Below are 22,785 nucleotides of genomic sequence, written 5' to 3'. Positions count from 1 at the left end.
TTCGAAGATTTTCGAACTTCTACTCAGCTCGTTTGTTTTGAAACCCGATTATGCGGATATAGCAAAGAGGTTGCGATTTGTATCACAACCTCTTGTCATTTATAAACAAATATTTGATAACTGTTCCCGCAAATTCAACATCTGCCCGAACGTAATATTATTTGAAAAGAAGATAAATGCCTGATTCGTTCGATAATTAGCAATAAAACAGCTTTGGTAGCCATTAATTGAACCGTCAGCGTGAATAATGCCATCTCCAAGGTAAACCCCATCATAATAATTATATGGGTTTGAAATGATATTATTTAATGGCACATATTTTCCTGCAACTAAGCCGCTAATAAAGTTCCAGTAATCTTGCGCGCTGCTGAACACCTCGCCGGCCCCAAGTTCGCCAGACATTCCGGTTTTCAATTCTTCGAAATTTAAATGATTGTTTTGCGCATTTCCCGGTCCCTTCGCGTTCGTAATTTGCGAAGCATTCGTTACCTGATTATAAAACTTGATGTTTTTTAAACTATTCGGTTTGAAGAGATTCGTTGATAAATACTTTTCATAACTTTGCCCCGTAACTTTCGAAATGATGCCGGCAAGCAATGCATAATCACTGTTCGAATAGTTCCAAGCACCGGTCTTCCCCGTTGAATCAAGATTCTTCTGGGCAAATTTCATTTGGGCTTTTTGATTTTTCAATAAATCAGTTGGGCCACTTGCCCGATCTTTAATCCCTGAACGGTGGGTCAACAAATTCTCAATGGTGATTTTTGACGCATTGGGAATGGATGGATAAAATTGACTGATTTTAGTATTCAGTGATAATTTCCCCTCATCGATCAATTTTTGAATTGCAATTCCCGTATAAACCTTTTGCAATGACGCAATTGGATATAGCCCCATAGCCGTAATCACGTCATTTTGTTTCATTCCAGGCTGGTTACATTCAACCACGGTCGGATTCGTTGCCAAATCACCAAATAAAACGACACCGTTGACCTTATTATTTTTTAAGAGACTGTTAACGGCATCGCGTTTAGCAACCGGTGAATCATTGACCGCGGCAGCATTACAATGACCGAAATTCAAAAGTAGAAATGTTAAGAGAATTCCGAAAATTACTTTCACAAAGAATTTACGTTTCAAAGATAATCTTCCTTACCATTATTCTGATAGTTTCTATGTTATAAAAAATGAGGCTGTAACTCAAGTTACAGCCTCACCGTTTTAATTTGCTTGATGAGTTTGCAAATATTGTTTTAATTTCTTGCCTTGCATCATTTGCCAATTCTTATTGTAGAAGTAATTGTCAATATGATATTCCGGTGCCGGTTGATCATTTGATAAGAACGGATCAACTGCTTGGTCCATCTTCAACCATCCGCGCCATCCAAGATGAATCGTATCTTGCATAAAGTATGGTTCTTTCCCATCGTTGGTTAAATCAACAATGTTATTGAATCCTTGTTTCTGCAATTGATACTTGATCTTTTGATTAAAGTCATTGATCATTGACATTCTTAAACCAGTATACTTAGCCCACCGTGCATTAATTGGCGGAATAACAAACAAAACATTGGTATGATCTTTTGCGAATTGGTTCAAAACCAATTGGAAATCACCAAATTCAGGTGATGAAACGTAATCGAATTTAGCTTGTTCGCCATGCAATTTTGAAACTTGGCTCTTTAACCGCTTATTCCAAAAGGCATTATCAACCCGGAATGGATTATTTGTCGTATTCTTTGCCCCTAATTGATAAGCAAGTGAATCCAACTTTTGATAGTTGTATTGCCGAGGCAACTTACTTGCTTCGCGATCAATTTTGGCAACCCGATCGTTCATTCCAATCGTTGAGAATAACTGATCTTCATGAATCAATTCATTGTACTTCAAATCTAAGTATACTTTTTCAGCCTTATTCAACTTTTGACCAGCTGCGACCTGTAATAAGCACTGTTCAATCATCTTATCAGAATGCGATGACGGCATATCAAGCAGGCGCCGTGCAGCATAACGATCCATCAAAGTATTTTTTGCTGTCTTTAACCATGTTACGGCTTGTAAATTTGAATAATACAATGCAAAGGCATTTTTGTTGATTCCGCGTTTAACAAACCATTGCGGTGAAATAATAAAGACAACCTTTTTGCCCTTAAGCTGATTATTGATTCCTTGCATTCCCCAGAATTGAGATAAGGATTGCGAACCCGCAGCCCCTAAAAGGAATGGCCGGTAATTCCGGTCATACTTTTGAGCCAAAACTGACGGGTGCATCGGATCCATCCGTGATAATTCAGATGAACCCATGAACGGAACATAACCTTCTTCAAGCGCCTTTTGCTTAACAACAGTTCCCTTAAAAATATTGGTTGATTGGGAAACCGCTGCTTCACGAATCGTCTTCGAATTAAAGCTTCGGAAATTAAAAGGTGAAACTAAAATCGCAATTAAGATTACAGCTGCACAAACAACTGGTCCAAAGATCTCAAACAGTTTCTTTTTTAATTTCATTATTTCATGCTTTCAACTTTCGCAATAATTTTGTTTGGTGTGTCCCATTCAGAACGATCAAATTCTGAAACTGGGACATCAACGCCAAGTTGGTTTTGGAATTCAAGTAACAATTGAACTGTTCCCATTGAATCTAAAAGTCCTGTTTCAAAAATGTTAACGTCTAAATCCTTCTTAACTTCATCGCTACCTGTAATATCAGCTAAAATATCTAAAATTTGATCTTTCATTGTTAAAACCTCACTTTTTAATTATTAATTAGTGTACAAAAAACATTGTATTTAGGAATCCTGAGAAAATCAAGAGACTGAAGCACATCACGTTAAACGTTAAGAAAATCGCAAATGCTTCGGTAAACTTGTTGTGTGGAATCATGTCCCGGTGCTTCTTCTTGAACCGTTGCCATGCATCACAGACAATCATTGCAATTGCTTGGAATAATCCATATGCAATGTAGTACCATGTTTCACCATGCCAGAAGCCCATGATCAAGAATAACGTTAAGTAACCGATATTTGCCATTGCAATCCGGCTCTTTAACCATTTCTTCTTCATCATAAAGAAAACTAACCGCATGTAGATGTAATCACGGAACCAGAATGAAAGCGTCATGTGCCATCTATTCCAGAAATCCTTTACGTTGTGTGAAATCCATGGTTTGTTGAAGTTCATCGGGGTTTCAATTCCCATTACATAACTGGTTGCAACGGCAAACAGACTGTATCCGGCAAAGTCGAAGAACAGGTCCATCGCGTAAACGTAGCCGTGCAAGAATACCCAAATTGACCATCCGCCATGGGCAATTGCCAACGCATCAACCTTTGGCATCAAGTATTGGCCAAAGAAGTATGCGAGAACAAACTTATACATAAATCCGAGGAAAAGATAGTGGACTGCTTTTTCAAGCATTTTAACATACTTTTCACGATCCGGAATATTGTCATAATCTTTCTTAAACCGCCGATACCGGTCAATCGGGCCAGATGAAATGGTTGGGAAGAAAATGATAAATTGCAATGTGGTCCATGGATGAAATTCTTTGATCATCCCATCCCGAATTTCCATAATCATTCCAACAACCTTAAAGGTTAAATAACTGATTCCTAAGAAACCAAAAATTGATTCTTTATTAAAGTCAAAAAGCGGTGTCAGCTTAACGATCACAAGCGGAACAATGGCTAAAATAACCGCTAAACAAAAGACCCACGACTTATTATGCTTTTGACGGTAATTGAAATACCAGGCAATCAACAGTAATTCAAAGACTACATAACCGATCAGCGCGATTCCTTGATGCCACTTGACCCCGCCAAACGTCAGAACTAAGAACGCAATTGAAATCAATGTTTCATAAGTTCTAAAACGCCGGCCATACAATAATCCAATCATAATTGGAAGCAATCCAATTACTAAGAGAATGAAATATTCAGGATTTTGATACGGTTGAATATTGATCATTCGTTATTAACCTCTTTCATTAATGATTTGCGGTCAATTTTTCCATTCGGAGTTAATGGTAATGAATCAACGTAAACAAAACGTTGTGGCATCATATAAGCCATCATGATTTCCTGAAGTTCTTTCTTAATTGCCTGAGTCAACTTGAACTCATCTTCGTAATCATTGTCTTCAGGAACAATGTAAGCAATTAATTGACTGACTTTGTGGTTTTTATCATATTTTGGAACGGTTGTTGCTTGAGAAATCAAACTAACTTGACCTAAATGGTGATCAACATCTTCCAATTCGATCCGGAAACCGTGAACCTTAACTTGGAAGTCAATCCGTCCTTTATAAAGCAACTGGCCATTTTCATCAAATTGACCTAAATCACCTGTCCGGTATGCCGGTGTGCCTTCAATTTCTAAGAACGCCTTAGCTGTCTTTTCAGGGTTATTGATATATCCCTTTGAGACGCTCGGACCAGCAATTACGATTTCACCTTCGTCATGATCACCAACTTGGTGAACTTCGTCATCAACCAGGATGATTCGGGTATCGTCTTTAGGCGTTCCAATTGGCAACCGCTTGTAATTTGCCAAAACTTCATCCGTAATTTCCACTTGAGTAACCGCAACGGTTGTTTCCGTTGGCCCGTACGTGTTAAAGATCCGCGCATGTGGGAAACGTTTCTTTAAGTTAGCTGCCGTACTGTGAGTTAATTCTTCCCCGCAGAACAAGAAATGACTTAATTCAGGCATGTGCTTTTCATCAAACGTCGGTTGAAGCAAGCAAATATCCATAAATGATGGGGTTGAAACCCATTCGTTGATGTGCAGTTGTGGTAAAACTTCAAACAATTCCTTAAAGTTATCCGTTGTCTTCTTTGGCAAAACTGCAAGTTTGCCACCCGCTGTTAACGTTGGATATAAATCCATAACTGAAAGGTCAAACGAGTATGGCGCTTGTGAAAGGCAGATTCCATCGGCTTTAATTCCAAAGTCATCGGAATGCATCCAGTTAACATAACTCTTCAAATTATCGTGGCTAATTTGAACGCCCTTAGGTTTCCCTGTTGTTCCAGACGTAAAGATGATATAGAACGTATCATCCCCATCAACAAATGATGTTGAATTAATTTCATCTGAAAATTCACCGTGAGTATAAATATCATTTAACTCTGCCTTGGTGATTGATTTAACCGCCGGCATATCAGCTGGTAAATCTTCAACTTGAATATACAGTGCCGGTTTCCCAATCTCATTGATTGATTCCAACCGTGATAACGATGAATTAACATCGACTGGAACGTATGAATGACCTGATTTAACAACTCCTAAAAAAGCTGCGATCATTTCAAAAGTTTGTCCCCCAAATACTACAATCGGTGCTTTTGCTGGCAAATCCATTTTTAAAATATAGTCTGCAAGTGCATCCGAATACTTCTTCAGATCACCATAGGTATTTTCGGTCCCAAGGTAATCGTAAGCAGCCTTATCCGGATGGTTAACTGCAAACTGGTCAATTTGAGCAATCAAATTTGCTTCCATCTCAACATCTCTCCTGTTTAAAATTCGTTATAAATAAAGTGTGGCTGTGTAAGTCCACTGTAACTGAACATGTATACTAGAGCAAACAAAACGACAAAGTAAAAGACAGTCCGTGCAATGAAACGGACCCAATCTTTTTGCCAGAATGCACGCAACTTCTCTTTCATCGCAATCCTCCTTGCTTCAACATTGCCACGATTATATCCTAAATGATTTAAAAAATAAAGATATATCAATCAGGATAAATCAATTTTAATATTCCATTAAACTTAACATATCATAACCTTTAATTTTATCGCGACCATGAAGATCCTTTAACTCAATAATGAATGCACATCCAACAACGATTCCGCCTAATTGTTCAACCAAGTCGATCGTTGCACTGATCGTTCCGCCGGTTGCCAAAAGATCATCGGTAACTAAAACCTTTTGACCCGGCTTGATTGCATCCTTGTGCATGTAAAGCGCTGATTTTCCATATTCAAGTGAATATTCAGCCTTAACGGTTTCCCGCGGTAATTTACCTTTTTTCCGGGCAGGTGCAAAGCCGACCCCTAATTCGAATGCAACCGGGCAACCAACGATGAATCCCCGGGCTTCAGGTCCAACAATCATTTCAACTCCTTTATCGCGAGCAAACTGAACGATTTGATCAGTTGCTTGGTGATAAGCTTCACCATCAGCCATCAATGGTGAAATGTCACGGAATAATACACCCTTTTCAGGGTAATCTGGGATACTTGCCACATAATCATGTAAATCTAATGTCATTATGTTTCTCCTTAAATCAAAATACTTATATTGTTAAATTCAATCGCTTTAGCAAATCCGCCGTTTTTGAATTTAAAAATAATTGTTGCGCCTGTATTTCGGCAACGCGTGCTTGATAACGCTTTGTCCTGGTCAATTCAATTCGTTGATTGGATGGTGTTCCGGTTAACAGACCATTCTTAATTTTAACAAATTTAGCCTCAGAAAACACCTGAATCATGAAAACAAGTGATTCTTTGTCAAAATTCAAATAATTTGCTAACTTTTCTAAATCTTTTCTTAAATCAATATCGTGATGCGTACTTGTAAAACGATATAGTTTTCCAAAATCCTGTCGACTTGGCAATGGCTTGGAAGCAATATTATGTTGCGTATAACATTTTAATACAATCTGCTTGACTTGCAACCGGTCAACTAAACTTTCAAATGCTGAAATCGATGGCGGGCAGTCAACGATTACTAACGTGTCACCTACGATCGGCATCTGATCAGTCAACGAAATCAATTTAATGTTGGGGGCTACCTGAGCTGCAACCCGCTTCAATAATTTCAAATTGAAAAAGCCGTATACAAATTCTGAATTAAATTTATTCGGCGAACTTGTAAAGCGGTGATCGATCACCTTTACCTTTGAGCTGATTTCATTTTCAGCTTCGGTCTTCAAATCACAAATTTGAATTTGCGGAGTCGTCCGGCCTTGCCACCGGTTTACCGTTAATTCACCGGCAATTTCAACTCCATCAAGGGGGTCAGCTTGCAGTTGGTGAACTTCTGTCGGAGAAGCGTTAAACTTCACTCCGGCTAAGCTGCCATGACCGCTTTGAAAGTTAATTCGAAAATGCTGGCCCTGATCACCCATAACCTTTAACTGGGGATTTTGGATCCCGGTAATCTTAAACACCGGCCGCGGATTATCACATCCAAATGGCGCTAATAAATTCAATTCATTGATCAAATCAAGCGAAATTGAAGCGGCTGGAAGTTCTTCATTGATTTCAAGCACTGGGCGCTCATTGCCGTTAAAATGTTGATTTTCTGCTTCTTGATCGGCAATCACTTGAAAACCGGCGAGATTATCCGGCTTGATTGAAAGGCCGCACGCTTGCGCATGCCCGCCGAAACTTTCAAATAATTTCCGGTGCGAATCAAATGCATCAAAAAGATTAAATCCCTCAACTGACCGGCCTGAGCCTTTATACAAATCGTCTTCAGTCAACGTTAAAACGATCGTCGGCCGCTTCGTTTCCTCCGTGATCCGACTTGCAACAATTCCGAGGACACCTTCATGCCAGTTTTGACCAGCAATCACATTTACTAAATGCGATTGCTCAGTCTGCTTTAAAATCTGCTCAGCTTCCTTGGTGATGGTTGCAACCAAGTCTTGGCGTCGCTGATTTAAATCATGGGTATGCTGTGCTAATTGAGCAGCTTCACTTTCATCAAGCGTTGTCAGTAATTTTACCCCTTGCGTGGCATTTTCAAGTCTTCCAAGCGAATTGAGCCGGGGTGCAATGGTAAATCCAATCGTATCGCTGTCAATTTCATCCGGCTTGGTTTTCGTAACTTCAAGCAACGCGCTTAACCCCGGACGCATTGTTGTTTTCAGTTCTTCAATTCCAAATGAAACCAAATCCCGGTTCTCATCCGTCAGCGACATTACATCCGCAACCGTCCCAATTGCAACCAAATCAAGCTCTTCTTGCGGAATATCGTCAAGGAGAGCACATGCAACTTTAAACGCAACCCCAACGCCGGCAAGGCCTTTAAACGGGTAATTGCCCTTCGGATGCATTGGATGCACGATTGCATATGCCGGCGGAAGTTTTTCCGGTAATTCATGATGATCCGTGATGATGACATCAATGCCCTTCTCCATCAAATATTGAACCTCATCATATCCGGAAACTCCATTATCAACGGTGATCAGCAATTGCATTCCCTGCGCTTCAAGATTTTGATATTCTGCTAAATTCGGGCCATACCCATCTTTAAACCGGTCGGGAACAAAATATTGAACATCTGCTCCCAACTGAAGCAGGGTTTCATACATTACAGCCGTACTGGTAATTCCGTCAGCATCATAGTCGCCATAAATAAAAATTTTCTGATTTTCAATAATCGCCTGTTGAATCCGATCAATTGCCTTTTCCATATCATAAAGCAAATACGGATCGTGAACATGCTGGCCCTGCGGCTCTAAAAAATCTTTAATTTGATTTGCGGTTTCCATTCCGCGCTGAGCTAAAATTTTAATCAGCAACGGCGAATGATGCAAGGTTTGAGCAAGCTCATTGATTTGCTGATCATCAAGCTTGGAAACCGCCATTTTCCAATCATAATTTGAAGTAATCAAATCTTATTCCTCTTTGTTTTCTGACTTTCCTGCAACCTGTTCCTGTAAATCTTTCACTTGACTGTTCAAGTTCTTGATTTGCTTCTTGTGCTTAAATGATGAGGATACTGAGAACAGCATCGCAATGATCACTCCAATTAAAATTGAAATGATGATTAAAATCACAAGGGGAATTTTAACCTTGGCCACAAAAAAGTTTACTGAAACACTTTGCATATTTGAGATTGAAAAAATTGCCACAACTAACAGTAAGACAATAACTCCAATCAAACTTAATTTCTTTTTCAATCTAACCTCTCCTAAATATTAACCGACTTACTTTTGATTAAAGATCCCCGCTGCCAAAAAGTCGCCCAGCCGCGGAAACAGGGTATAACCAACATTTGCAATATTAAAGAAAAATGGAAGGTTAAGTTCCCGTTTCGCAGTTCCAATTGAATGAACGATCTTTTCAGCAACCAATTCTGGATTTAAAACAATGCCGTTGATTTTTTCCAAGTAATTACCACTTTCATCAGCTTTATCGAAGAATTTCGTTCGAGTTGGCCCGGGATTAACCGTCATTACGCTAATTCCAAGCGGCTTCAATTCGAGCCGTAAAGCATCTGAATACCCTAAAACTGCGGCCTTCGTTGCCGAATAAACGGACGATTTCGGGGTTGCAATCTTTCCTGCCATTGAAGCAATGTTAATGATTGCCCCGCGTTTGCGCGCTGCCATTTGTAAAGCAGTAAATTTCGATAAGTAGATCGTTCCTAAAACATTGACCCGGAACATCTTTTCCGCAACCTGCATATCAAAATCAAGGGCATTTTGCATTAAGCCAAAGCCCGCATCGTTTACTAGAACATCAATTGAGCCGACCTCATTTTCAACCTGCTGAACGACCTTTTCAATTCGGTCTGGATCAGCCACATCCATCTGAACGGCATATGCCTTCTTACCGCGAAATTCAGCACATGCTTTGGCAACTTCTTTTAATCGATCTAAATTGCGGGCGCAGGCAACCACGACGGCTCCTTTTTGGGCTAACTGGTAAGCGATTTGTTCGCCAAGCCCTGATGAAGCCCCGGTCACCAAAACGACCCGGTTCTCTAAATTTTTTAAATCACGATATCCACTCATTATTTTTCCCTTCTTTCTGGAAAAGGAACATTATACGTATCAAAATCCCGGACAACCCATGTATTCGGGAAAATCTCCCGGGCATCCGCCTGTAATTTCTTAACCATTGATCCGACATACCGGGCTGAAATGTGGGTCAATAACAATTTCTTAACGTGATCCCGCTGAGCAGTTTGAGCTGCTTGAATACATGTTGAATGGTAGTAATTGCGTGCAAGCTTTGCTTCGCCCTTTCCAAAAGTACTTTCATGAACAAGAACATCCGCATTGAGCGCCAGCTTATCAATTCCAGCCGTCTTTCGGGTATCACCTAAGATTGCAACTGTCCGGCCCTTTTTCGGGGCACCAATAAAGTCTTTGCCGTTTAACTGCGTTCCATCATCAAGCGTGACAACTTGGCCCGCCTTGATTTGCCCGTAAATCGGTCCTGGTCGAACACCGACTTCCTGCAATTTTTCGACCATCAATTCGCCCGGATAATCCTTTTCTTCGACCCGATAGCCGACACATTTGATTCGATGATCAAGGCCGGCATAAGAAACCTTAAACCGATCATTTTCGAAGAGAACCCCCTCTTCGTCATCAAGCTCAACGTATTTGATTGGATATGCTAAATGGGTTTGCGAAACCCGCATTGAAGTTTCAACAAATTGTTTGATTCCCCGCGGACCGTAAATCGTCAGCGGAGTTGCTGCTTCTGCTCCCTGAAATGAACGGCTGCTTAAAAAACCTGGAAGGCCGAAAATATGATCACCGTGAAGATGAGTAATAAAAATCTTCGTTACTTTCCGGGGACGAATCGTCGTTCGCAAAATTTGGTGTTGGGTTCCTTCGCCGACATCAAAAAGCCAAACTTCATTAATTTCATCAAGCAATTTCAACGCTAGTGCCGTCACGTTTCGAAATTTCGATGGCGATCCTGCACTGGTTCCTAAAAATTCAAGTTCCATGAAATCGACCCTATCTATTTTTTATTTCTCTCAAAAAATAATAGTCCACTATAATTAGTGAACTACTATACCGATATTAATTTTACTATCATTCAATCTAAAATACAAAATGCATTTTAAAGTTAAATAAATGCTAAAACAACAAAATTCAAAATAAAGAGAATTGTGCAGATCACAAGCATTGGATGAATTTCGTTGAATTTTTTCTTGCAAATCTTAACTAACAAGTAGAAGATGAACCCGGCAGCAATTCCGTATGAGATGCTGTAACAAATCGCCATAAAGACGGATGCAAAGAATGCGGGGATCGCATCTTCAAGGTTTGACCAGTTAATATCCTTAAACGAACTCATCATCATGATCCCAACAATGATCAATGCTGGTGCCGTTGCTTGAGTTGGGATAATTGCAATTACCGGAGCCAATAAACTACTCAAAGCAAACATTACGGCGGCGGTCAAACTTGTTAATCCGGTTCGACCACCCGCGCCGATTCCGGATGCACTTTCAACAAAGGTCGTAACGTTTGATGTTCCGCAAATTGCAGCCACAATCGAACCGGCAGCATCTGAGAACAATGACCGGTCCATCTTTGATTTGAATCCCTTTCCGTTAAAGAATTCTTCTTCATCGGCTTGAGAGAAAATTCCTGATTTTTTCCCCGTTCCAATAAAGGTTCCAATCGTATCAAAAATATCAGTCAATGAGAACGCAAAAATTGTCATAATGGCTAACAATAGCCGGCCTGGATGGTCAAATAATGCCACCATTCCGTGCGGGCCAAACGCAGCTCCCATCGTTACCCCAAGCTCTTTAAATGATTCGGCTAATGATGGGGCATGAGCAAGACTTAAATGCGTGACCCCAAATGGAATTCCAATTAACGTCGTTAAAATAATTCCAATCAAAATTCCACCACGCACATTCTTGATCATTAAGAATGCCATGATCAATAACCCGATCAAAGCAACCAATGCCCCTGCTTGATTAAAGTTGATCAATGCCGGAGTAATTCCGCTTCCCGAAACAATTGATTGAATTCCGTGCGAAAAGTGAGTCGTTGCTTGATTGAATGGATGATTGTTAACTGTTAAAATATCGCTTGAATCAGTGGTAAACTTAAGAAAACCCGCATTTTTAATTCCGATATAGGCAACAAACATTCCAATCCCACCACTGATGGCGTGTTGCAAAACTTCAGGAATTGACTTGATGATCATCTTCCGAATCTTGGTCAACGTGATCGTAACGTTGATCACCCCGCAAAGAAAGACCAGCGCTAAGGCCTCCTGCCAACTAAAACCAAGTTGTAAAACAACGGTGTACGTAAAGAACGTTGCCAGTCCCAATCCAGGAGCTTGAACGTATGGAACATTGGCAAACAAGGCCATGATCAAGGTACTAACAACTGACGCAATAATTGTTGCTAAAAAGATTCCTTGCGTTGGCATCCCGGTCTTGCCAAGGATGTTCGGAGCAACAAAAAGAATATACGACATTGCAAAAAAGGTAGTTAACCCTGCAGTAATTTCGGTTGAGACGCTTGTCTGATTTTCTTTCAGTTTAAAAAAGCGTGTCATCAATCAATCCCTCTTTCAAAATAAATTACCTGCATTATAGCAGAAATTATTCGGGGTTAAAAGATAATCATCAATAAAAAATTATTTTTAATACAAATATTCATCTTATAACGAACAAAGGAGTTTAAAATGAGAATTCAAACATTTCGCGAAGCAACTCAAGGATTCAATCCTCAATACCAATGTTACTGGGAAAATGAAGCGCATGCAGTCGCAATTTCCGATTTTGATTTTGATAAGCAGACCAACGTTCTTTATCTTCTGCCTTATCATGATCATCCGCTTCAATTTAAAGCCCTGGAAGTGATTGCGAACGCGCTGAATGCCGACGTTAAGATTTTGATCAAAACAAAAAGCGGAAAAAAATTCCCGCTCTTTGGCTTTCGGATCGTTGACCAATCCAAAATTTTATTTTCATAAATTGATTATGCATAAAATTCAAAGACAAAATCGTCGATGCGAACGAGGTCACCGTCTTTGGCTCCCCGTTCCCGAAGCGCATCATCAACTCCCATGCCCCGCAATTGCCGGGTAAACCGCAGTAAACTTTCATCGTGATCCAAATTCGTCATCTTAAAGAGTTTTTCAAGTTTATCACCTGAAAGAACCCAGGTTGCGTCCGAATCACGCGAAATTGTAAATGCAGGGGTATCCTCCTCATCATCAAACCGGTATTCAGAACGGTTAGCAGACATTTCCTTTTCCGCCTTCGTTTCAAAGTGTGGCGTCTTATCAAGCAAGTCCGCTGTTGCTTGCATCAAATCTTGCAGCCCTTCATGGGTGATTGATGAAATTGCCATTACTTGCGGTGCTTGAGCTAACGGAGCGTAGTCCTGTTCAATCTTAGCCTTAAACTTGGCTAAGTTTTCAGCTGCATCCGGCATATCCATTTTCGAGCCAACGATAATTTGCGGCCGTTTTAACAAATCTGGATCATACTTCTTCAATTCATCATTGATCTTTAAAAAGTCTTCGTACGGATCCCGTTCTTCGACCCCTGACATATCGATCAGGTGCAAAATAACCCGTGTCCGTTCGACATGGCGCAAAAATTGAATTCCAAGACCAATTCCTTGCGAAGCCCCTTCAATTAATCCTGGCAGGTCAGCCATTACAAAGTCGCGGCCATCATCAAGTTGAACCATTCCCAGGTTCGGAACCAACGTTGTGAAATGGTATTCAGCAATTTTGGGTTTTGCACTTGTAACCGTTGAAAGAAGCGTCGACTTTCCAACCGATGGAAAGCCCACCAATCCAACATCGGCTAAAACCTTTAATTCCAAATTCAAATTTCGTTCTTCACCTGGTTCACCATTTTCAGCAATTTCGGGGGCCGGATTTTTCGGACTGGCAAAGTGGATATTGCCACGGCCGCCACGACCACCGTGAGCAACGACCAATTCCTGATTAGCCTCCGTTAAATCGCCTAATACTTCGCCGGTATCGGCATCCGTAACCGTTGTTCCTTCGGGGACATCAATATACAAGTTTTCAGCTGCCCGGCCATATTTGCCCTTGATCATTCCGTTTTGACCAGCCTTCGCTTTGAAGATCCGGTGATAACGGAAATCCATCAAGGTCCGTAATCCCTTATTGACCTTTAAAATAATACTTCCGCCATGACCACCGTCACCGCCGGCCGGGCCCCCATTTGGAACATATTTTTCACGCCGAAAAGCAACCATTCCGTCGCCGCCTTTTCCGGCTTTAACTTGAATTTTAATTTGATCAACAAACATTGACATTGTCTTTTTGTTCCTCTTTCTACAATTTATTTAATCGATCCAGTCTCTCTAACTGGCATATTTTACTCGCTATAACTATATCAAGTTTTGATTAAAAATAAAAGCACGACCGATTCGCCGTGCTTCAATGATTTTAATCGTTAATTTTATTTGTCCGTCTTGCAATTGCTGGAAGAATCAATCCTAACGCAATCAAAATAATTGGGGTAATGACGTTCATTGCAATTTGGAACCACCATGAACTTGTTGCGAATGCAGCCATGTTAGCCTTTGGAACCATTCCCATGATACATGCAAACGCAGTAAAGACAAATGTCCAAATTCCAAATGCGTAGCCGACTGGTTTACTCTTCACGAAGACATAGTCTGACTTGTACTTGTCCATGTACTTAACAAGCATAATGTATGCTAAGAATACCCAAAGGTAACGCATTGGCATACAAATTGAATTCAAGTTCAAAAGCCAGTTGTACAAGTTTGACATTCCCTTAATTCCAAGGGCTGGGAGAATGATCAAAATGGAAACTAAAACTGTAACCATCTTGTAACCGTTAATAAAGACCCCGTGCTTGTTCTTCTTTAAAAGAACCTTTGGAATAAAGCGTTCATCGGCTTCATCCAACAACATCCGTAACGGCGCATCGATTGAGACTGCCAAAGCGGTTGCTGAACCTAATGTATTGGTAATTGCAAAGATCCACATGAAGAGATCTCCAACATGGTAATACCGGCCAAGAATTTGGAATGCTTCATATGCCCCGTTTGACATCAAATCATTTGGAATGTGGTGCGCGTTAATTACGATTCCCATTCCAATTGATCCTAAAATTGCTGATAAGGCAACGATGATTGCTAACACAAGCATGCCCTTTGGAAATTCGCGGGATGCGTTATGCGTTTTATTAACGTATGGTGAAATTTTTTCACAACCACCAACTGCAAAAATCAACATTGAAAGGGTCGTTAGGTATTGGAAACTGAATTTTGGCACATAATCATGCAAGCTGCCCATATTAGGCGTTGCAACGTGCGTATGAAGAATAAACGGTGCACTGATTCCAAGAATAATGAACAGGAATGACATAATCAGCAGCAAGATTCCCGCAATGTTCCCTAATTTCTTCAGCGCATTCAATCCTTTAGTTGCAAGCCATACAAATCCTAAGAAGAGAACTAAACTAAGCAATTGAACAACAATCGGCTTGGTATCATTAACAAAAGTCCCATTGCCGCGGAAAAGCCAGCTTAAACTGATCATAATAATTTGTGGTTTTTGAGCTAAATACGGAACGTGAACGACCCAGTAAGTCCAAGCAGCTAAGTAAGCCCACTTGCTTCCGAGTAATTCGTTGATCCACGAACTGACCCCTGCTCCTGAATTCTGAAATGCTGATCCTAACTGCCCAACCATTAAGGTATACGGGATAAAGTAAAGGAACATAATCAAAATCCATGAGAAGACAACGGTTAGTCCTTGATTAGCAAAGTTATTGACGACATTTGTAAATCCCCAAACGACGGTAAATGCCAGTAAGGCAATGTTATACCAGCGCAGTTTTGAGGACTGACTTGTATTTTCCAATGAAATTCACTCCGTCCATTGATTAGTTATCAAAATTAACGGTTAAAATTGTAGCATACATTTTTAATTTTTTCTAATCAATCTTGTATCTTGCCGGCCTTCTTCAATTGAACCCGCACTTAAATGAATCGTTTGCGCAACCTTCTTCGAAATTCCCAGTTTTTGAATTTCTTCAACCGATGCTTCAGCAATTTTCTTAATTGAATGAAAATTCCGCAAAAGTTTGGTTCGCGTTTTCGGGCCTACGCCTGGAATTTGTTCAAGCCGGGATGACAGTGAATTCTTTGAATGTAACTGCCGGTGATAAGTAATCGCAAACCGGTGGACTTCATCTTGGATTCGTTGCAACAAATAAAAACCTTGACTTTTCGGATCGAGTTCTAGTTTGATTCCGTTCTGGTTCATTAAATCCGCTGTTTTGTGATGATCATTTTTAACCATTCCCGCAACCGGAATATCAATTCCCAGTTGATTGTGCAAAACATCGACCGCAGCGTCAATTTGGATCTCTGCCCCATCCATTAAAATCAAGTCTGGAAGCTGAGCGTGTTCCTTGAGCAACCGACTGTATCGGCGATAAATGACCTCTCGGGTACTTGCCGCTTCATCCGCGTGATCAACCGTCTTCAACTTATACTTACGATACTCATTTTTATTTGGCTGACCGTCAATGAAACAAACCATTGCGGAAACCAGGTCCTGACCTTGAATATGGGAATGGTCAAATGCTTCGATTCGGTGACCGTGCGGCAACTTGAGCGCATCCATAATTTCATTCATGGCGCCGGTTGTTTTCCGGTTATCAAGTTCAAGCAACCGGAACTTTTCTTCAAGGACAAGGCGGGAATTCTTTTGAGCCATTTTCAATAAATCGCGTTTCTGCCCCCGTTGCGGTGTCCGAACTGGAATTCCTAAAATATCACTTAAAATCTGATGATCGATATTTTGCGGAACAAGAACTTCATGCGGTTTAACAACGTTTTTCTGATTGTAATATTGCAAAATAAATGAAGTAAATTCGGCCTCAGGTTCGTCAATACATGGGAAAAGCCGTTTGACCCGCTTCATTAACCGGGCTTGACGGATACAAAAAACTTGAATTGAGATCCAGCCTTTATCCATGTAGTACGCAAAAATATCGCGGGTCGTATAATCATTTGAAATAATTTTCTGCTTTTCAACGGTCATTGCAATATAGCGGATCTGATCACGATATTCCGCCGCCCGTTCAAATTCCATCTTAGCCGAAGCCTCTTCCATCTTCCGCTTCAATTCATTTTTGATTGGGGCAACATTGCCGTTTAAAAACGACTTAATCTTCTCAATTTGAGCATCATATTTTTCCTTAGGGACTTCTTTGAAACATGCTCCTAAACACTGGCCCATATGATAATACAAACACGGCCGTTTCTGTGGGCCGTTACATCTTCGAAGCGGATATACCTTTTGAAGAAGCTGCAACGTTTCTTGAGCAGCGTAAACATTTGGATATGGTCCAAAATAGTACCCGCCATCTTTTTTAATTTTACTTACAAGCTTCAACTGCGGATCGCGTTCATTCGTAATCTTGATGTACGGATAGCCCGTTCCGCGTTTTAATTTTGTATTGTAATACGGCTGATGCTTTTGAATCAGCGTAATTTCCAACAAGAAAGCTTCCTTATCGGTTGACGTGATGATCGTTTCGAAATCCCGAATTTCCGCAACAAGTTGGGCCCGCTTTCCGACCTGCTTGCTTTTGAAATATGACCGCACCCGATTCTTCAAATTTTTGGCTTTTCCAACGTAGATAATATGTCCGTTAACATCTTTCATCAGGTAACACCCCGGTAAATCCGGAAGTAATTTTAATTTTCGTTCAATGTGTTCCGTTGCCATTTTGATGGTCCCCCTTTCTTAGAATTGAAAACTTAAATAAAAACTGGTACGCTAAAGAAAACTACAGCAGAAGGAAGTCGAATTATGAGTTTAAAGATCAACCGGCAAACAAACCTTGAAAAATTATTTGATGAATTTGCAATCGACCCGACTAACACATCAAATAATAAGCCAAAGGATCCCGAAAAGGACTCCTCAAAGAAAAATGATTCCCACAAGAAAGAAAAATAATATTTAAATGAGGCTGCGATTCAATCACAGCCTCATTTTTCCTTCTCGCATTCACTAATTTTCACTCTTAAATCCATTTGGATACCGCTTATTCAACGTTTCAATATTTTCCTTCGCAACTTCATCAAACGGAATTCCTGCCCATTCAGCAATTTGAGACAAGTACCAAAGAACGTCTCCCATTTCATGAGTTAATTGCTTTTTATCTAATTTTTGGCCTTTAAACGTATATGCCTTTACAAGATCGATCACTTGGCCGCTTTCACCTGCTAACCCTAACGCACAATTGGTTAAAACCTGTTCTGTTCCGTAAAGGGTCCGGTTTGCTGCTTCTTGATACTCATTAAATTCCATTTGATTTTCCTTCCTTACATCGTATGCTTTTCGATCCAATCCCAAACCTCTTCTTTACCATAGCGGGTTTGAGATGAAAATAACTGTAATTGGTCATCGCCGCTTAAATGCAATCCTTTGCGAATTTGGCTTTCGGCTTTATTCCATTTGCTTTTCGGAACCTTATCGATCTTCGTTCCAACAACTAATAACGGCAATTTATAATAATGGATAAAGTTGATCATCTGCTGATCAAGTTTCGTTGGCGCATGCCGCGCATCAACAAGTGAAACAACACCGCATGTTTCTTCGCGTTGGGCAAAGTAGGTTTCAATCATTTCAGCCCACTTTTCACGGTTCTTTTGTGAAACTTTGGCGTATCCGTATCCCGGAACATCAACAAAGTACATTGCATCTTCGATCCGGTAAAAATTCAACGTCTGCGTTTTTCCAGGCTGGCTTGACGTATGAGCAAGTTTCTTTCGGTTGATCAGGGTATTGATCAACGATGATTTGCCGACATTTGACCGGCCAGTTAACGTGATTTCCGGTAATCCATCTTGCGGATATTGGTCTGGGCGAACTGCACTGATCGTGAGTTCAACGTTATGCACATCCATGTGTTAATTCCTTTCTCCTAATAATATCTGCTTTCCATTCTAGCATAGGAATTTAATCAATGGTAAAAAAATAGCACTTCAGTTCACACTGACGTGCCGCAAAAAGATTGAGGGCCATGGTCCCGTCGATCTTTTTATTCTTCAATTTTAAAAAATTAGTTGTTCTTTACTTTAACAACTTCGCGATCACCATAGTAACCACAACTTGGGCATACACGGTGTGAACGACGTAATTCACCACAATTTGGGCATGCGCTCATACCAGGTACTGACAACTTGTAGTTTGTCCGACGTAATCTCTTACGTGTCTTTGATGTTTTACGTGCTGGTACTGCCATTGAGAGCCACCTCCTTCAAAATAATCGACAAGAACAATTATACTTGCAAATCTTAAATTTGACAACTACTCATCCGAATTCTTCTGATCATCGTTTTTGAAAAAATCTTTTAATTTTGCCATCCGCGGATCGATTTGATCTTTCCGGTGAGCGTTATTTTTCAGCTGATCCTCAGTCAAAACACCCCAACTCTTTCCTTGCGGCATCTCACTGAATTTTGCATTTTGTTCTTTTTTACTCAGAACTTGCATTGGAATTTGAACAAGAATATTGTCAATAATCACATCTTCAAGGGCTAATACATCATTTTCAAGCACAATTACCACGTCCAAGTCATCAAACTGCGATAAATCATTTTGATGATGACTGACATAGTATTCTGAGAAGTCAAAGTCGAGTGGAATTGTTACCGGTTCAAACGTCCGGGTTGATGGAACCTGAATTTTAGTTTTCACATTAAAACTTCCTAAAATTTCCCGTTGATCAACCGTAAAGACGCCTTCAACTTGGACCGGAGCAGCCGAAATCAAATCATTCCGGCGTTCCTTTAATGCTGCTTCCAAATCAAGGGTTGTATCAAACTCAATGGGCGTTTCCTTTGCCTGACGCAATTCGTTTAATGACCACTTCATTTTCTTGCCTCCTAATGCAACACGTCGATTATACTTGGAATTCAAATCACCGTCAAGCTGATTTACTTGACAGTCATAATCGGAGCGTGTTTTAAATCCTGTTCATTTCCGCACACTGCCTGGTAAACTTTTCCGGCGCGGTAATCAATTCTTAAAATTCCCTTCTTCTCGTCTTGAGAAACGTTTGTAATAATTGGATGATCGCAACTCTTTTTGGCAGCATGTAAAACTGCCTGTCCCTTCTTAGAAAACCCTAATACCCGCAAATATGGTTGGGCCTCAAATGAAGCAACATCGTCCCAGGTAATGTGCAGCAACGTCATTGTTGCCAACCGGCTTAACCTCGTGTACGTAAACCGTTTATTTTTAACCGCTTTGATCCATGAATCAAAGCTCCCGGCAAATTCACTTCGCTGAGCCATCGCAATCATCCGGTATTGAATTCCTTCAGCCATTCCGTAAATTTTTTCCAATTCTTGCGGTGAATGGGTCAATAATTCCATCTTAAGATGGATCCAAAAATCATCCCATGATACTAATGGCTGTTTTTTTAAATCTTGAGCGGTTTGGTGCGGCACAAATTTTTCAAAATCTTGATTTTGATGATGCAAGGCTTCGCGAATCGCCGATGCACTCGCAATCGTTCCCGCATCGTTCAACTCAATATCATGGTAATTTGCATTTTTCCGCTGAATCGGATGAAGGTTAATGCCGGCCTTCAGCTTTAAATTGGCCTTCGCATATGCCAATCCTAACAGGTCATTCGGCTGATCGACTTGATGACCAACCTTTTCAGCAATTACCTGTTGATAAGTTTTTGCAAACGACTCATGGTACTTGTTAAAGTTTCCGGTAATTTCCATTGCTTTTTGGGCATCATGCATAAAGTCAAACGTGGCATGCTCCGCACCGAAAAACAAGTCCGTCACGCCCATCTGAGCAAGCGTCCACACCCCATAATATGCAAACCGGTCTGCAGGTTGAACGGCCGCCATTAACGGCAGTTCCATTACTAAATCTGCACCATTGGCCAAACATTCAGCGGCCCGGTGCCACTTATCAATGATTGCCGGTTCCCCGCGCTGTAAAAAATTGCCGCTCATTGCAATTACTAACGGAACATCCGGAAATTGCTTCTTGACTTGCTGAATCTGATAAAGATGGCCGTTATGAAACGGATTATACTCAGTAATTATTCCTGTGATTTGTTGCATTGACTACTTGATCCATGCTGAAACATCAACGTCATCGGCATCTGCCCATAACTTTTCAAGATTATAGAATTTCCGCGTTTCAGCTTTAAATACATGAGCAACAACATCGCCAAGGTCGATCAAAACCCAGTTCGCCCCGCTCTTTCCTTCAACATCAAGCACATCATAGCCTTTTTCTTCGGCTTGTTCTTCGATGTTTTCGGCAATCGCCTTTACTTGCCGGTCTGAGTCAGCTTGCATGATTACAAAATAATCCGCTAACAAACTGATATTTTGAACATCTAATGCAATAATATCTTCTGCTCGCTTATTGTCGGCAGCTTCAACAACTGTTTTTAATAATTCTTTGCTTTCGTTCATTTAAATTCCACCTCTTCATCAATTTTCGGCGTTCCACTGGTTATACGTTAAAATTGCCGCTGGATAAATTTTTTTGTTATTTTCCAACAAATATTGCAACGTATGCTGGGTTTCATAACGCATCCCGTCATCCAAATCAGCAAACGCCACTTCGCGTGCATAATTTGCTCCCGGAAAATCACGTCCGGGTTCGACGTAATCGGCAACGTAAACGATCTTGTCAAGCGTTGTCATTTGAACCGCACCGATCGTATGCCGCCGCACCGCATTTAAAATCTCTTCATCCGTAATTTTTAATTCATCCTGAATGATTTCAGCACCAACTTCACCGTGCCAAATGAAATTACCCCAGTTTAATAAATCCAGGTCCATCTTTTTGGCAATGATCACCCGTTTGAATTCTTCTGCTGAGCGTTCCTTAGCATAATCATGAATCAGCCCGGCAACCGCCGCTTTTTCAACGTCTTCATGGTTTAGTTTTGCAAGCTGGATCGCCGTTTGTTCGACCCGTAAACAATGTTCAAACCGCGATTGTTTATTTAACGAGTCTTTTAATTTCTGAACTAATTCGGAACGCGAACCAGGATAATAATGTTTTTGATATTCAATTTCAGTCACGATATAAGTTCTCCTCGTTAATGTACTGTTCAACTGCATCCGGAACAAGATACTTGATCGAACATCCATCTTTGACCTTTTGCCGAATCAACGTTGAACTGATCTCCGTCTCAGGAACATCAACCCATAAAAGCGGATATTGACTGTGTTTATGAAATCCTGGACGGCCAACGCCGACAAATTGAACAAGCTTGACCAGCTCATCAATTTCCCGCCATTTCGGTAAATATTCTACCATATCGCCGCCAATTATAAAGTAATATTGACTTTCAGGATGTTGCTGAGTCAATGCTTTCATCGTATCAATGCTATAACTGACCCCGCCGCGTTTGATTTCATAATCTTCAATTCCAAACTTCGGATTATCATCAACGCATAAATGCAGCATCTTAAGCCGCTGGCGCGCATCAATCGCATCTTTATGATCAATATGCGGCGGAATGTTATCCGGCATAAATAGCACCTGATCAAGCCCCAGTTGACTTTGAACCTGATCTGCAATCATCAAATGACCGAAATGCGGTGGATTAAACGTTCCGCCTAAGATGCCAACTCTTTTTTGCGGAGCATCAAATTCAACCTTGCTAAAAACTTGAACTTCAGGCGTGATCACCCGTTGCTTCTCCATTCCAAAGCACCCTTTCTAAATCCGCGCAACTTCTTCGGAATAGTGACGATGCTCCGGCTTTTGAGCGCGTTTAAATAAAACAAGGGTGTGCCCAATAACTTGAACTACTTGAATATCAGAGTTTTGTTCAATGTATTCCTGAACTTCGTCAGTTTCTAACAATGAATTATTTAAAATATTAACTTTGATCAATTCACGCTTTTCAAGGGCATTTTTAACCTGTTTAAGCCATTCTTTATCAATCCCATCTTTTCCGATTTGGAAAAGCGGCCGCATTGAATGGGCTTGACTTCTTAAATACCGTTTTTGTTTTCCACGTAATTTCATTT

At 40.6% G+C, this 22,785-nt stretch carries 26 protein-coding genes; 2 read left to right on the top strand and 24 right to left on the bottom strand.

Annotated elements, in window-relative coordinates; all coding sequences use genetic code 11:
* Positions 1 to 99 precede the first annotated feature (99 nt).
* From FC33_RS07135 to FC33_RS07080, 12 genes are all read right to left on the bottom strand, one after another.
* Positions 100 to 1,140 (bottom strand): serine hydrolase domain-containing protein, encoded by a 1,041-nt coding sequence (locus tag FC33_RS07135; protein WP_057827907.1) that lies wholly within the window; start codon positions 1,138 to 1,140, stop codon positions 100 to 102.
* Between the two features lie 81 nt (positions 1,141 to 1,221).
* On the bottom strand, positions 1,222 to 2,508 hold the full coding sequence (gene dltD, locus FC33_RS07130) for a D-alanyl-lipoteichoic acid biosynthesis protein DltD (RefSeq protein WP_057827906.1): 1,287 nt from the start codon (positions 2,506 to 2,508) through the stop codon (positions 1,222 to 1,224).
* Positions 2,508 to 2,738 carry a D-alanine--poly(phosphoribitol) ligase subunit 2 gene (dltC, locus tag FC33_RS07125; RefSeq protein WP_057827905.1) on the bottom strand — a complete coding sequence of 77 codons (231 nt, stop codon included), beginning with the start codon at positions 2,736 to 2,738 and terminating at the stop codon, positions 2,508 to 2,510. Before dltC ends, dltD begins: the two co-directional genes overlap by 1 nt.
* Positions 2,739 to 2,766: 28 nt before the next feature.
* On the bottom strand, positions 2,767 to 3,966 hold the full coding sequence (gene dltB / locus FC33_RS07120; RefSeq protein ID WP_057827904.1) for a D-alanyl-lipoteichoic acid biosynthesis protein DltB: 1,200 nt from the start codon (positions 3,964 to 3,966) through the stop codon (positions 2,767 to 2,769).
* Positions 3,963 to 5,498 carry a D-alanine--poly(phosphoribitol) ligase subunit DltA gene (gene dltA, locus FC33_RS07115; RefSeq protein ID WP_057827903.1) on the bottom strand — a complete coding sequence of 512 codons (1,536 nt, stop codon included), beginning with the start codon at positions 5,496 to 5,498 and terminating at the stop codon, positions 3,963 to 3,965. Before dltA ends, dltB begins: the two co-directional genes overlap by 4 nt.
* A gap of 17 nt (positions 5,499 to 5,515) precedes the next feature.
* Entirely contained in the window at positions 5,516 to 5,665 is a 150-nt protein-coding gene (locus FC33_RS07110; protein WP_057827902.1) for a teichoic acid D-Ala incorporation-associated protein DltX, read from the bottom strand.
* A gap of 85 nt (positions 5,666 to 5,750) precedes the next feature.
* On the bottom strand, positions 5,751 to 6,269 hold the full coding sequence (locus FC33_RS07105) for an adenine phosphoribosyltransferase (protein ID WP_057827901.1): 519 nt from the start codon (positions 6,267 to 6,269) through the stop codon (positions 5,751 to 5,753).
* Positions 6,270 to 6,294: 25 nt separating this feature from the next.
* On the bottom strand, positions 6,295 to 8,622 hold the full coding sequence (recJ, locus tag FC33_RS07100) for a single-stranded-DNA-specific exonuclease RecJ (RefSeq protein WP_081037080.1): 2,328 nt from the start codon (positions 8,620 to 8,622) through the stop codon (positions 6,295 to 6,297).
* A gap of 3 nt (positions 8,623 to 8,625) precedes the next feature.
* On the bottom strand, positions 8,626 to 8,910 hold the full coding sequence (locus FC33_RS07095; RefSeq protein ID WP_057827900.1) for a lipopolysaccharide assembly protein LapA domain-containing protein: 285 nt from the start codon (positions 8,908 to 8,910) through the stop codon (positions 8,626 to 8,628).
* Between the two features lie 27 nt (positions 8,911 to 8,937).
* Positions 8,938 to 9,747, bottom strand: coding sequence for an SDR family NAD(P)-dependent oxidoreductase (locus FC33_RS07090; protein WP_057827899.1), 810 nt, complete (start codon positions 9,745 to 9,747; stop codon positions 8,938 to 8,940).
* Positions 9,747 to 10,697, bottom strand: a complete 951-nt coding sequence (gene rnz, locus FC33_RS07085) for a ribonuclease Z (protein ID WP_057827898.1) — start codon at positions 10,695 to 10,697, stop codon at positions 9,747 to 9,749. The genes FC33_RS07090 and rnz overlap by 1 nt, the downstream gene beginning before the upstream one ends.
* 122 nt (positions 10,698 to 10,819) lie before the next feature.
* Complete coding sequence (locus tag FC33_RS07080; RefSeq protein WP_057827897.1) at positions 10,820 to 12,277, bottom strand: NCS2 family permease; 1,458 nt, start codon at positions 12,275 to 12,277, stop codon at positions 10,820 to 10,822.
* A 129-nt stretch (positions 12,278 to 12,406) separates the two neighbouring features.
* On the opposite strand from FC33_RS07080, the gene FC33_RS07075 reads away from it, so the two are divergent.
* Positions 12,407 to 12,697, top strand: a complete 291-nt coding sequence (locus FC33_RS07075) for a hypothetical protein (protein WP_057827896.1) — start codon at positions 12,407 to 12,409, stop codon at positions 12,695 to 12,697.
* Between the two features lie 5 nt (positions 12,698 to 12,702).
* Here the strand turns inward: FC33_RS07075 and obgE are convergent, their stop codons facing one another.
* The 3 genes from obgE to uvrC form a co-directional block, all read right to left on the bottom strand.
* On the bottom strand, positions 12,703 to 14,016 hold the full coding sequence (gene obgE, locus FC33_RS07070) for a GTPase ObgE (RefSeq protein WP_057828091.1): 1,314 nt from the start codon (positions 14,014 to 14,016) through the stop codon (positions 12,703 to 12,705).
* Positions 14,017 to 14,155: 139 nt separating this feature from the next.
* A complete protein-coding gene (locus FC33_RS07065; RefSeq protein WP_057827895.1) occupies positions 14,156 to 15,604 on the bottom strand; it encodes an amino acid permease in 1,449 nt (482 codons plus the stop codon).
* Positions 15,605 to 15,667: 63 nt separating this feature from the next.
* Positions 15,668 to 17,482, bottom strand: a complete 1,815-nt coding sequence (gene uvrC, locus FC33_RS07060; protein ID WP_057827894.1) for an excinuclease ABC subunit UvrC — start codon at positions 17,480 to 17,482, stop codon at positions 15,668 to 15,670.
* Positions 17,483 to 17,566: 84 nt separating this feature from the next.
* On the opposite strand from uvrC, the gene FC33_RS08410 reads away from it, so the two are divergent.
* Positions 17,567 to 17,713 (top strand): SPJ_0845 family protein, encoded by a 147-nt coding sequence (locus FC33_RS08410; protein WP_164477240.1) that lies wholly within the window; start codon positions 17,567 to 17,569, stop codon positions 17,711 to 17,713.
* A 54-nt stretch (positions 17,714 to 17,767) separates the two neighbouring features.
* Here the strand turns inward: FC33_RS08410 and FC33_RS07055 are convergent, their stop codons facing one another.
* The 9 genes from FC33_RS07055 to yhbY form a co-directional block, all read right to left on the bottom strand.
* The gene (locus FC33_RS07055) at positions 17,768 to 18,067 is read right to left on the bottom strand and encodes a nucleoside triphosphate pyrophosphohydrolase family protein (RefSeq protein WP_057828090.1); all 300 of its coding nucleotides are present in this window, start codon (positions 18,065 to 18,067) and stop codon (positions 17,768 to 17,770) included.
* Between the two features lie 14 nt (positions 18,068 to 18,081).
* Complete coding sequence (gene yihA / locus FC33_RS07050; protein WP_057827893.1) at positions 18,082 to 18,666, bottom strand: ribosome biogenesis GTP-binding protein YihA/YsxC; 585 nt, start codon at positions 18,664 to 18,666, stop codon at positions 18,082 to 18,084.
* Positions 18,667 to 18,821: 155 nt separating this feature from the next.
* Positions 18,822 to 19,004, bottom strand: coding sequence for a 50S ribosomal protein L32 (gene rpmF / locus FC33_RS08225; protein ID WP_081035587.1), 183 nt, complete (start codon positions 19,002 to 19,004; stop codon positions 18,822 to 18,824).
* Positions 19,005 to 19,069: 65 nt separating this feature from the next.
* A complete protein-coding gene (locus FC33_RS07045; RefSeq protein WP_057827892.1) occupies positions 19,070 to 19,636 on the bottom strand; it encodes a YceD family protein in 567 nt (188 codons plus the stop codon).
* Positions 19,637 to 19,698: 62 nt separating this feature from the next.
* Complete coding sequence (locus FC33_RS07040) at positions 19,699 to 20,850, bottom strand: nucleotidyltransferase (protein ID WP_057827891.1); 1,152 nt, start codon at positions 20,848 to 20,850, stop codon at positions 19,699 to 19,701.
* A gap of 3 nt (positions 20,851 to 20,853) precedes the next feature.
* Positions 20,854 to 21,210, bottom strand: coding sequence for a ribosome silencing factor (rsfS, locus tag FC33_RS07035; RefSeq protein ID WP_057827890.1), 357 nt, complete (start codon positions 21,208 to 21,210; stop codon positions 20,854 to 20,856).
* An 18-nt stretch (positions 21,211 to 21,228) separates the two neighbouring features.
* Positions 21,229 to 21,828, bottom strand: a complete 600-nt coding sequence (gene yqeK, locus FC33_RS07030) for a bis(5'-nucleosyl)-tetraphosphatase (symmetrical) YqeK (RefSeq protein WP_235803905.1) — start codon at positions 21,826 to 21,828, stop codon at positions 21,229 to 21,231.
* Complete coding sequence (locus FC33_RS07025) at positions 21,821 to 22,456, bottom strand: nicotinate-nucleotide adenylyltransferase (RefSeq protein WP_057827889.1); 636 nt, start codon at positions 22,454 to 22,456, stop codon at positions 21,821 to 21,823. The genes yqeK and FC33_RS07025 overlap by 8 nt, the downstream gene beginning before the upstream one ends.
* A gap of 15 nt (positions 22,457 to 22,471) precedes the next feature.
* Complete coding sequence (yhbY, locus tag FC33_RS07020; protein ID WP_057827888.1) at positions 22,472 to 22,783, bottom strand: ribosome assembly RNA-binding protein YhbY; 312 nt, start codon at positions 22,781 to 22,783, stop codon at positions 22,472 to 22,474.
* Positions 22,784 to 22,785: the final 2 nt, after the last annotated feature.

The organism is Ligilactobacillus aviarius subsp. aviarius DSM 20655 (assembly GCF_001436315.1).
GTDB classification, from domain to species: Bacteria; Bacillota; Bacilli; order Lactobacillales; family Lactobacillaceae; genus Ligilactobacillus; species Ligilactobacillus aviarius.
The sequence above is the reverse complement of the archived record's forward strand: the minus strand, read 5'-3'. Positions and strand labels throughout refer to the sequence as shown.

What these genes read in the sequence shown, in the direction of transcription:
- dltD (WP_057827906.1), bottom strand. Translation starts at nt 2,508, where the DNA reads ATGAAATTAAAAAAGAAACTGTTTGAGATCTTTGGACCAGTTGTTTGT.
- dltC (WP_057827905.1), bottom strand. Translation starts at nt 2,738, where the DNA reads ATGAAAGATCAAATTTTAGATATTTTAGCTGATATTACAGGTAGCGAT.
- dltB (WP_057827904.1), bottom strand. Translation starts at nt 3,966, where the DNA reads ATGATCAATATTCAACCGTATCAAAATCCTGAATATTTCATTCTCTTA.
- dltA (WP_057827903.1), bottom strand. Translation starts at nt 5,498, where the DNA reads ATGGAAGCAAATTTGATTGCTCAAATTGACCAGTTTGCAGTTAACCAT.
- FC33_RS07110 (WP_057827902.1), bottom strand. Translation starts at nt 5,665, where the DNA reads ATGAAAGAGAAGTTGCGTGCATTCTGGCAAAAAGATTGGGTCCGTTTC.
- FC33_RS07105 (WP_057827901.1), bottom strand. Translation starts at nt 6,269, where the DNA reads ATGACATTAGATTTACATGATTATGTGGCAAGTATCCCAGATTACCCT.
- FC33_RS07090 (WP_057827899.1), bottom strand. Translation starts at nt 9,747, where the DNA reads ATGAGTGGATATCGTGATTTAAAAAATTTAGAGAACCGGGTCGTTTTG.
- rnz (WP_057827898.1), bottom strand. Translation starts at nt 10,697, where the DNA reads ATGGAACTTGAATTTTTAGGAACCAGTGCAGGATCGCCATCGAAATTT.
- FC33_RS07080 (WP_057827897.1), bottom strand. Translation starts at nt 12,277, where the DNA reads ATGACACGCTTTTTTAAACTGAAAGAAAATCAGACAAGCGTCTCAACC.
- FC33_RS07075 (WP_057827896.1), top strand. Translation starts at nt 12,407, where the DNA reads ATGAGAATTCAAACATTTCGCGAAGCAACTCAAGGATTCAATCCTCAA.
- obgE (WP_057828091.1), bottom strand. Translation starts at nt 14,016, where the DNA reads ATGTTTGTTGATCAAATTAAAATTCAAGTTAAAGCCGGAAAAGGCGGC.
- uvrC (WP_057827894.1), bottom strand. Translation starts at nt 17,482, where the DNA reads ATGGCAACGGAACACATTGAACGAAAATTAAAATTACTTCCGGATTTA.
- FC33_RS08410 (WP_164477240.1), top strand. Translation starts at nt 17,567, where the DNA reads ATGAGTTTAAAGATCAACCGGCAAACAAACCTTGAAAAATTATTTGAT.
- FC33_RS07055 (WP_057828090.1), bottom strand. Translation starts at nt 18,067, where the DNA reads ATGGAATTTAATGAGTATCAAGAAGCAGCAAACCGGACCCTTTACGGA.
- yihA (WP_057827893.1), bottom strand. Translation starts at nt 18,666, where the DNA reads ATGGATGTGCATAACGTTGAACTCACGATCAGTGCAGTTCGCCCAGAC.
- rpmF (WP_081035587.1), bottom strand. Translation starts at nt 19,004, where the DNA reads ATGGCAGTACCAGCACGTAAAACATCAAAGACACGTAAGAGATTACGT.
- FC33_RS07045 (WP_057827892.1), bottom strand. Translation starts at nt 19,636, where the DNA reads ATGAAGTGGTCATTAAACGAATTGCGTCAGGCAAAGGAAACGCCCATT.
- FC33_RS07040 (WP_057827891.1), bottom strand. Translation starts at nt 20,850, where the DNA reads ATGCAACAAATCACAGGAATAATTACTGAGTATAATCCGTTTCATAAC.
- rsfS (WP_057827890.1), bottom strand. Translation starts at nt 21,210, where the DNA reads ATGAACGAAAGCAAAGAATTATTAAAAACAGTTGTTGAAGCTGCCGAC.
- FC33_RS07025 (WP_057827889.1), bottom strand. Translation starts at nt 22,456, where the DNA reads ATGGAGAAGCAACGGGTGATCACGCCTGAAGTTCAAGTTTTTAGCAAG.
- yhbY (WP_057827888.1), bottom strand. Translation starts at nt 22,783, where the DNA reads ATGAAATTACGTGGAAAACAAAAACGGTATTTAAGAAGTCAAGCCCAT.